This window comes from Mitsuaria sp. TWR114 (assembly GCF_007997345.1).
The window spans coordinates 1-9057 of record NZ_VOSR01000634.1 but is presented as its reverse complement, the minus strand read 5'-3'; the positions used below and the strand labels follow the sequence as shown (position 1 = coordinate 9057).

10 protein-coding genes and 1 pseudogene are annotated in these 9057 nt (G+C 70.7%); 5 read left to right on the top strand and 6 right to left on the bottom strand.

Annotated features, from left to right (window positions below):
* Positions 1-196: pseudogene (locus FUT87_RS29140) on the top strand (PepSY domain-containing protein); the annotation flags it as partial.
* Between the two features lie 72 nt (positions 197-268).
* Here the strand turns inward: FUT87_RS29140 and FUT87_RS21250 are convergent.
* From FUT87_RS21250 to FUT87_RS21240, 3 genes are all read right to left on the bottom strand, one after another.
* The gene (locus FUT87_RS21250) at positions 269-1510 is read right to left on the bottom strand and encodes a hypothetical protein (protein WP_147242307.1); all 1242 of its coding nucleotides are present in this window, start codon (positions 1508-1510) and stop codon (positions 269-271) included.
* Positions 1511-1755: 245 nt separating this feature from the next.
* Positions 1756-2673 carry an amino acid ABC transporter substrate-binding protein gene (locus FUT87_RS21245; RefSeq protein ID WP_147241510.1) on the bottom strand — a complete coding sequence of 306 codons (918 nt, stop codon included), beginning with the start codon at positions 2671-2673 and terminating at the stop codon, positions 1756-1758.
* Between the two features lie 150 nt (positions 2674-2823).
* Positions 2824-4062 (bottom strand): MFS transporter, encoded by a 1239-nt coding sequence (locus FUT87_RS21240; protein ID WP_186830676.1) that lies wholly within the window; start codon positions 4060-4062, stop codon positions 2824-2826.
* Between the two features lie 323 nt (positions 4063-4385).
* Here FUT87_RS21240 and FUT87_RS21235 point away from each other — a divergent pair, with 323 nt between their 5' ends.
* The 4 genes from FUT87_RS21235 to FUT87_RS21220 all read left to right on the top strand — a co-directional run bounded on the left by FUT87_RS21235 (position 4386) and on the right by FUT87_RS21220 (position 8013).
* Complete coding sequence (locus tag FUT87_RS21235; RefSeq protein ID WP_147241509.1) at positions 4386-5408, top strand: sensor domain-containing diguanylate cyclase; 1023 nt, start codon at positions 4386-4388, stop codon at positions 5406-5408.
* A 161-nt stretch (positions 5409-5569) separates the two neighbouring features.
* Positions 5570-6520: a DUF3369 domain-containing protein gene (locus FUT87_RS21230; protein ID WP_147241508.1), complete on the top strand. Its 951-nt coding sequence runs from the start codon at positions 5570-5572 to the stop codon at positions 6518-6520.
* 66 nt (positions 6521-6586) lie between these two features.
* Positions 6587-7381 (top strand): adenosylcobinamide-GDP ribazoletransferase, encoded by a 795-nt coding sequence (locus tag FUT87_RS21225; RefSeq protein ID WP_147241507.1) that lies wholly within the window; start codon positions 6587-6589, stop codon positions 7379-7381.
* A 2-nt stretch (positions 7382-7383) separates the two neighbouring features.
* Positions 7384-8013: a histidine phosphatase family protein gene (locus tag FUT87_RS21220; protein ID WP_147242305.1), complete on the top strand. Its 630-nt coding sequence runs from the start codon at positions 7384-7386 to the stop codon at positions 8011-8013.
* A gap of 25 nt (positions 8014-8038) precedes the next feature.
* Here the strand turns inward: FUT87_RS21220 and FUT87_RS21215 are convergent, their stop codons facing one another.
* The 3 genes from FUT87_RS21215 to FUT87_RS21205 all read right to left on the bottom strand — a co-directional run.
* A complete protein-coding gene (locus FUT87_RS21215) occupies positions 8039-8293 on the bottom strand; it encodes a YfhL family 4Fe-4S dicluster ferredoxin (protein ID WP_091721249.1) in 255 nt (84 codons plus the stop codon).
* Between the two features lie 4 nt (positions 8294-8297).
* Complete coding sequence (gene coaD / locus FUT87_RS21210; protein ID WP_175538158.1) at positions 8298-8807, bottom strand: pantetheine-phosphate adenylyltransferase; 510 nt, start codon at positions 8805-8807, stop codon at positions 8298-8300.
* A 9-nt stretch (positions 8808-8816) separates the two neighbouring features.
* Positions 8817-9057, bottom strand: a 241-nt coding sequence (locus tag FUT87_RS21205) for an RsmD family RNA methyltransferase (protein WP_186830675.1), incomplete at its 5' end; no start/stop codon positions are given.

Below are 9057 nucleotides of genomic sequence, written 5' to 3'. Positions count from 1 at the left end.
CGCCGCGCTCACCGGCTGCATCGCGCTGGCGGACGCCGCGATGCTCGGCCCGCGCCTGCTGCGCGGCGATCTGCTGCTGTGGACCGTCGACCTGACGGCGCTGCTCGGCGCCGCGCTGTTGCTTCTGCTCGCCCGCGCGACACGGCATCGCGCCCGCAACGGCGCGCCGCACAGCGTGTGGGCGCTCGGCGCATGAGCGTCTGAACGCGGCTGGCATCGGCGTGCGGAGCCGGAGCCGGCCTTCGGCTTCCGGCAGCCGCCGACCGGGCTACTTCGAGTAGCCCGTGTCCTTGATGAACACCGACCGCCGCTCCGGGCCGCTGAAGGCGAACAGCACGCGCTGCTGCTCGCCGTTGTCGCGCTCGACGACCATGGCCCAGCGCTCGAGCCGGTAGCGTCCGGTGAAATCGGCCCCGTTGCGGCGCTGCGTCGTCCCGCCGCCGGCGCCGGCGCCGACGGCGCTCACCGACGAGGTCCCCGTGCTGCCGCCGCGCGAGTAGGACGTCGTCGCCATGCCGGTCACGCCGGCCGCGGCGGCCATCGAGCCGGTGCCGAAGACCGCGCGGCCGCTCTGCTCGAACTGGCCGTCGCCATGGAAGTGGAAGCGGTTCTGCGAGCTGCCGCCGCCCAGGATCGAGTACCACGAGTGGGTGAAGGTGCCGTCCACGCGCTGCCCCGCCTCGGCGGGCTGCGCCGGCCGGCCCTGCACGGTGCGCCAGTCCTTGTCGTCGTGGTCGCGGATCTGCCACTCGTTGCCCTGGCGGCGCCACTGGATGACGCGCTCGGGCTGGAAGCGGCGCGCGCCGGCCATGTCGAGCTCGTCGGGCGGCAGGTCCAGCCGCTGGTAGCCGCTGCCGTCCTTGAGCAGCAGGTGCACGTGCTCGACCAGGCTCTCGCCGCTGGGCTGGTACCAGGTCCAGAGCAGGAAGGCGATGTCCTTGTCCGCGACGCCCTTGCCGGGCGCGGCCCGGATCGCGCGCTCGGCGGCGGCGCGGCGTTCCAGCGTGGCGCTGCGCTCCGCCTCCTCACGCCGGCGGCGGTCGTCGCCGGCGAGCGCGCGCAGCGTCGGCCACAGCTCGTTGGACTTGCCCGTGATGGACTTCAGGCCGTCGCCGTAGCGCTGCAGCAGCGCCTCCTCCTGCGAGAACGCGATGCGCAGCCATTCGACCTTGCCGTCGCGCGGCGGGCGCATGTAGACCTGGGTCTCGACGGCGGCGCCCGCCACCGTCACCACGCAGCTCTGCACCACGACGCCGGCGGTCAGCGTCTCGGGCGCGCGGCAGGCGGGCTGGCCGCTCGCGCCCAGCCCGCGCAGCGGCTCACGGATGCGCGCGAAGGCGTCCAGGCCCTGGGCGCGCCCGACCTCCAGCGGCGGCGCCGCCCACAACTGCATCACCTTGCCCGGCGGCAGGTCGGCCGGCTGCTGCAGCAGCCCGTCATCGACCACGCGCATCGTCCAGCCGGTCGGGGCGTCGTACGCGCGGACGGGCGAGGCGAGCACGAGGAACATCAGCCCCACCAATGACAGCGGTGGCGTCGATGGCATCGACTGCACCCGCGGCACTCGCGGTATGCGCGGCATCCACGACATCAGGCAACGGCGGAAGGCATCCAGGCGCATGACGATCCTGCGGCAATGAGGAGCGCGCAGTGTCACGGCGATGCGTCCGTCCGCCTCTCCCCAGCCCTAGGGAGTGCCAGAAATGCAAAGCGGGCCCTGAGGCCCGCCGGAGTTCCTCGAGCGACGCTCGCGGATCAGATGGAGTAACCCAGCAGCATCGCCACGCCGGCTTCCTTGTTGGGACGCTTGAAGCCGTCGCGGGTCAGGCGGTTCATCGGGATCGACAGCGACGAGGTCTGGAACCACTTGGCGTAGAGCTGGTCGATCTCGCCGCTGGCGTAGATGCGGCTCAGCACGCGGTCCACGATCGAGCCGAGGCGGGTGTCGCCCTTGCGCATCATGATCCCGTAGGGCTCGACCGAGAACGCCATGCCGCCCAGGCTCAGGCTGTCCTGCGCCTTCTCCTTCGAGGTCAGGCCCAGCAGCAGCGCGTCGTCCTGCGCGAACGCGCGGGCCTTGCCCTCGCGCAGCGCCTTGAAGGCATCGCCGTTGCTGGCGTACTGCACCAGCTGCATCTTGGCTTCGCCCGACTTGTTCAGCTGGTTGAACAGCTTCTCCGACGTGGTGCCCTTGGTCAGCGCGATCGTCATGCCGTCCAGGTCCTTGGTCGTCTCGACCCGGGTGCCGTTGGGCAGCAGCACCCGCATGCCGGCGACGAAGACGGTGTAGCTGAAGTCGACCTGCTCCTGCCGCGCCTTGGTGTTGGTCGTGGAGCCGCACTCCAGGTCGATGTCGCCCTTCTGCAGCTTGGGGATGCGGTCGGCGCCCGAGACGACGACGTACTCGACCTTCAGCTCGGGCAGCTTGAGTTCCTTCTTGATCTCGTCGACGGCCGCCAGGCACAGCTCGACGGTGTAGCCCTGGCCCTGCTTCTGCTCGTTGACGAAGGAGAACGGACGGGACGTCTCGCGCACGCCCAGCGTGATCGTGCGGGTCTCCTTGATGCGGGCCATCGTGTCGATGGTGGAGCCGGCGGCGCTGGCCGACAGCGACGTCAGCGCGGCGGCGGACATGACAAGGACGCCGCTCAGGCGCCGGATCGCGGAGGACATGGTCGAAGTTCGGGTCGGTGAAAACCCTGAATTCTAGGGATACGTCCTCACCGAAGCGTCACCAGCCACCGCCGCTCGACCACCGGTTCCCTACCGCCCAGGCGCAAGCCGCACCCTTCCGTGAAATCAATCACGGGTCGATAACCGGACTCACCGTGAAGGCGCCGTCAAGGGCGCGCCGCCTGCCGGCTGGCCGCGCACCAGCTGGCGCATCAGCAGCGCGGCCACCAGCGTCGATCCGATCACGACGTAGCCCACCTGGCCGAAGTCCTGGACGTGGCCGTCCGGCCCGATGTGGACGATGTGGCCCGCCACCAGCGAGGCCACCCCGCCGGCGAGCTGCTGCAGCGCCGAATTGATCGCGTTGAACGAGCCGCGCTGCTCCGGCGCGGGCACGCCGGCGAGGGTCGCCTGGGCCGGGATCATGCGCGAGAAGATGCCCACGAACATCACCACGTTCACCAGGATCAGCAGCCACAGCGGCGACGGGCCCAGGTGGGTGTAGACCGCGACCGTGGCGATGGTGATCGCGCAGCCGGCGTAGAACACCGGCATCGTGCCGACGCGGTCGGCCATGCGGCCGATCAGCGGCGAGAACACCAGCGTGCACAGGCCGGTCACCAGGTAGATCACCGGCAGGTGATCCAGCGGGATGCCGACGTTGTGCACCACGAAGGCGCTGGCGAAGGGCATCAGCATGAAGCCGCCCGTCGTCAGCAGCGCGGTCAGCGCGAAGGCCAGCTGCTGGCGCGACACCCGCACCGTCTGCAGCAGGTGCCGCCCGGCGCTGTGCCGGCCGGTGCCGGCCGCGCCGAGGTGCGCATTGACCGGCTGCAGCCGGGTCGCGATCACCAGCGCGGCGAGCAGCCCGAACAGCACGATCGCGATGAACGGCGCATGCCAGTCGAAGCGCGAGGCCAGGAAGATCGAGAACGGCAGCCCCAGCACCTGGCTGGCCGCGAAGCCGCCCTGCAGCAGGCCCATCACGCGGCCGCGCTGCGCGGGCGGGAACAGGTCGGCGGTGATGGCCATGACGATGGAGCCGATGACGCCGCCGAACAGGCCGGTGACGATGCGCGCCGCCAGCAGCGACACGAAGCTGGTGGCCAGCCCGCACCACAGCGTGCCCAGCAGGAAGCCGCCGAAGAAGAACAGCAGCAGCCGCTTGCGGTCGAAGCGGTCGGCGAAGCCGGCGGTCAGCAGGCCGGCGATGCCGGCGCTGAAGGCGTAGGCCGAGACGGCCGTGCCGAACTCGCCGGCGCTCATCCGCAGCGCCGGCATGATCATCACGCCCAGCGGGGACATGATCATGAAGTCCAGCACGACGGCGAATTGCAGCAGCGCCATCAGGCCGGCGGCCAGGCGTTGGTAGGGCGTGAAGGGCTGCATCGCGGCGGGTGGGGCCGCGGATGTCGCCGTGGATGTCGCGGCGGGTGTGCCGGCGGGAGCGGATTGGTGGTCGGGCATGGGTCGCGATTCTGCGCACCGCCTGTCCCGACTGCGTAAAGACATGGCGTAAAGACATCGCCGGCATCCGGAGATTGCCGCGGGCCGGCGGACGTCAACCCCCTTTTCACCAGAAACAGGGGATGAATCGCGGCGGCACGAGGTCTAGACTGGCGCCACGCTGGCAAGGTGCCGCGCATCGACGCACGACAGTGCGCGCGCGGCCGCCGGCAGGGGCCAGGGAGCGGTTCTCTTCGGGGCGTTCGATGCCGAGCCGGGAAGCGCTTCTCCGCATCATCGAGATCCACAGCCAGGTCGCCCAGCTGGGACTGGACCTGGCCGGCGTGATGTCGCTGTCGGTCCACGGCACGCTGGAGCTCGTCGACGCCGACGGCGCCGCGATCGAACTGGCCGAGGGCGAGGACCTGGTCTACCGCGCCGTCGCCGGCGCCGCCTCCCACCAGCTGGGCGTGCGGGTGCGCCGCGACGGCAGCCTCTCCGGCACCTGCCTGCGCCAGGGCATCCCGCTGATCTGCGAGGACGTCGAATCCGACGGCCGGGTCGACCTCGAGGCCTGCCGCCGCGTCGGCCTGCGCTCGATGGTCGTGCTGCCGCTGTCGCACCAGGGCACGCCGGTGGGCGTGCTCAAGGCCTTCTCCGCCCGCACCCGCAACTTCGGCAACCGCGAGGTGGAGGTGCTCTCGCTGATGTCCAAGGTGCTGGGCGCCGCGATGTACTGGGCCACCCGCTACGGCCGCGACGACCTCTTCCACCGCGCCACCCACGACGACATGACCGGCCTGGCCAACCGCTCCCTGTTCATGGACCGGCTGCGGCATGCGACCGCGGAGGTCGAGCGCGGCGATCCGCCGATCGCCGTGCTGCTGCTGGACATGGACGGCCTGAAGCTCATCAACGACAGCCTCGGCCATGCCGCCGGCGACGCCGCGCTGATCGAGTTCAGCCGCCGCCTGGCCATGGCCACGCGGGAGTCGGACACGGTCGCGCGGCTGGGCGGCGACGAGTTCGCCGTGCTGCTGACCCACGCGGGCTCGGCCTCGACGCTGGCGACCACGCTGGACCGCATCCAGACGGCCGTCGAGGGGCCCTTCGCCTACCTGGACCGCGTGCTGCGGCTGCGCGCCAGCATGGGCGCCTCGCGCTGCCCGGAAGACTGGCGCGACGCGACGGCGCTGATGGAGTGCGCCGACATGCGGATGTACGAGGCCAAACGCACCCGCCAGGGCCGCGACCGCACCGGCCCCGTGCCGCTGGACCCGCCGTGCTGACCGTGCTCTGCTGACCGCGCGCTGGCGGCCGGGCGCCCTGTCGAGCGCCGAAACCGTGCGGGCGGTCACGCGGCGCGCCGCGCCCGCGTGCATGTCCGCATTCCCTTGTCACGGCCGCTGCTGATAATGCCGGCACATCAAGAGCCCGCAGGGAGGGACCGATGACCGACATGGTGTTCGCCGACGAGCTGCCGGAACCCGGGGAGGAGAGCCGGAGCCGCGTGCTCGATCCGTGGGTGGTGATGATCGTCGACGACGATCCCGCCGTGCACCAGGTCACGCAGCTGGTGATGGCGGACTTCGAGTTCGCCGGGCGCCGGCTCCAGTTCCTGAATGCCTACAGCGGCAGCGAGGCGCGCGACGTGCTGCGCGACCGCCACGACATCGCGCTGATCCTGCTGGACGTGGTGATGGAGTCGGAGCACGCCGGGCTGGACGTCGCGCGCTTCATCCGCGAGGAGCTGCGCAACACGCAGGTGCGCATCGTGCTGCGCACCGGACAGCCGGGCCAGGCGCCCGAAGAGCATGTCATCAAGACCTACGACATCAACGACTACAAGGAGAAGACGGAGCTGACCAAGCGCAAGCTGATCACCGTCTTCTACTCGGCGCTGCGTTCCTACCGGGACATCGTGATCCTGTCGCAGTCGCGCGCGGCGCTGCGGCGCTCGATCGATGCGATCACGCAGATCCACGACTCGAGCAACCTGCGCCACTTCGCATCGGCGCTGCTGGAGCAGGTCGGCCACATGCTGGGTTACCAGGCGCAGGGCCTGTGCGCGAGCCGCATGTACGCGGCCTCGCATGCCGAGGGCCGGCTGCAGGTGCTGGCCGCCACCTCCGAGTACCAGGGGCTGCTGGCCGGCAACCGCCTCACCGACCTGCCGCCCGACGTGCGCGACGCGCTGGACCAGGCGCTGGTCACGCGCGAGAGCCGCTTCGAGGACGGGCGCTTCATCGGCTACTACCAGACGCACTCGGGCAACGAGAGCCTGCTGTACATGGTGCTGTCGGATCCCATCGACGACGAAGGGCGCGAGATGCTGGACATCTTCTGCGCCAACGTCGCGATCGCCTACGAGGGGCTGCTGGCACGGGATCGGGCGCGCTGAAGCGGCCTATCATCGCGGCCGCTTTCCCGGGATTTCCGGGTTTCGGAATTCCGCGGTTCCGCGTTCATGCATCAGCTTCGCCTCTTCTTCATCGCCCTGCAGTTCTTCACCCGCGTGCCGGTGCCGCGCTGGGTCGGCTTCGAGCCGGCCTGGCTGCAGCAGTGCGCGCGCTACTTCCCGCTGGTCGGCGCGGTGGTGGGCGGCTGCTCGGCGCTGGTGCTGTGGGGCGCGATGCAGCTGTTCCCGGCCACGGTGGCGGTGGGGCTGGCGATGGCCGCCAGCGTCTGGCTGACCGGCGGTTTCCATGAGGACGGGCTCGCCGACAGCTGCGACGCGCTCGGCGGCGCGGTGTCGCGGGAGAAGGCGCTGGCCATCATGAAGGACTCGCGCATCGGCAGCTATGGCGCGCTGGGGCTGATCCTGGTGCTGGGCCTGAAGGCGGCGGTGCTGCTGGGCTTGGCGGACACCGATCCGGCGCTGGCGGCGCTGGCGATCGTGTGGGCGCATGTGGCGTCGCGCGCCGCGCCGGTCTGGCTGCTGCATGCGCTGCCCTACGCCGGCGATGCCGACCACGCCAAGGCCAAGCCGCTGGCGACGCAGATCAGCGGCCCGGGCCTGGGCATCGCGCTGGGCCTGGTGGTGCTGGCGACGGCCGTCGGCGCCTGGCTGACGCCGGAGAACGTGCCGCTGATGCTGGGCGCGGTGGTGGTCGTTGCGGGGCTGACCTTCTACATGCAGTCGATGCTCGAGCGCCGCCTGCACGGCTACACCGGCGACACGCTGGGCGCGACGCAGCAGGTCGTGGAGCTGGGCGCGCTGCTGGCCTTCCTGGCGCTGGCGCCGCTGTTCCCGGTGGACTGACGATGGGCGACGGTGTCGACGCCAACGCCCGCTCTGGCGTCCAGGCGCGTGCGCAGGCGCAAGCCCATGCCGATTCCGATGCCTATTCCCATGCCCAGGCCCGCGCCGACGGGGCCGTCGTTGTCTGGCGGCATCCCCGTCCGGAAGGCGCGAGCGGCCTGTGCGTCGGCGCGCGCTGCGACCTGCCCGTGGCGCGGCGCCGGGCCAAGCGCCTCGCGCGGCGCATCCAGGCCCATGCGCGGCGACACCGGTTGCCGCATGAGGTGTGGACCTCGCCGCTGCGGCGCTGTGCCGACGTCGGTCGATGGCTGAAGCGCTGGGGCTGGCGGCATCGGGTGGATGCGGCGCTCGCGGAACTCGACTTCGGTGAATGGGATGGCCGGCCGTGGGCCGGGATCCCGAAGGCGGAGATCGACGCCTGGGTCGCGGACTTCGCGCGCTACGCGCCGGCAGGCGGCGAGACGCTGGTCGCGCTGCTGGCTCGCGCGTCGGGCTGGTCGGGCGGCGCGCTGGTCGTCAGCCATGGTGGCTGGATGCTGGCGCGGCGCTGGTCCATGGCGCATCCCGGAGCACTGCCGCGTGCCGATCAATGGCCGCGACCGCCGGGCTACGGCGAGCGCTGGGCGCTCTGAGCGCCGCGGCCGGTCGACGCGGGCCTCAGGCGGCCTGCTGGGTCAGGCGGATGTACTTCTGCATCAGGGTCTCGCGCGATTCGACGTGCGCCGGATCGACCGGGATGCAGGCGACGGGGCACAGCGTCGCGCACTGCGGCTCGTCGAAGTGGCCGACGCATTCGGTGCACTTGCCCGGATCGATCTGGTAGTACTCCTCGCCCATCGAGATCGCGTGGTTCGGGCACTCGGGCTCGCACACATCGCAATTGATGCATTCGTCGGTGATCATCAACGCCATGGCTTTACTGCTCCATGCGGTTCTTGGCGATGCGGTCTTCCAGCCGTTCCCGCACCAGCGGCGAGACGAACTTGGAGACCTCGCCGCCCAGCGTGGCGATCTCCCGGACGAAGGTCGAGGAGATGAACTGGTAATGGTCCGACGGCGTCAGGAACACCGTCTCCACCTCGGGCATCAGCTGCCGGTTCATGCCGGCCATCTGGAATTCGTATTCGAAGTCCGACACCGCCCGCAGCCCCCGCACGACGACCTTGCCGCCGTTCTCCATCACGAAGTCGCGCAGCAGCCCCTTGAAGGCCACCACCTCGACGTTCGGATACGGCGCCACCAGCGCGCGGGCCATGTCCAGCCGTTCCTCGACGCTGAACATCGTCTTCTTGTGGTGCCCGGCCGCGACGGCCAGCACCAGGCGCTCGAACAGGCGGCTCGCGCGACGCACCAGATCCTCGTGGCCGAGGGTCATCGGGTCGAAGGTGCCGGGGTAGACGGCGGTCAGCAGGGTCTGCGAAGTCATGGGCGCGGATTATCCGCCGCGTCGCAACAGACGGTAATGCACCGCTCCGGCCCGCCCTTCCTTCCACACGGACAAGCCCAGCGCCGCGGGCGCTTCCACCGGATGCGGCGATTCCAGATAGATCAGCCCGCCCTGCGCCAGCAGCGGCACCGCGGCGGCCAGCGCGGGGAGGAACAGGTCCTGCGCGAACGGCGGATCCAGGAACACCAGGTCCAGCGACTCCGGCGCCGCGCGCCGCATCCAGCGTTCG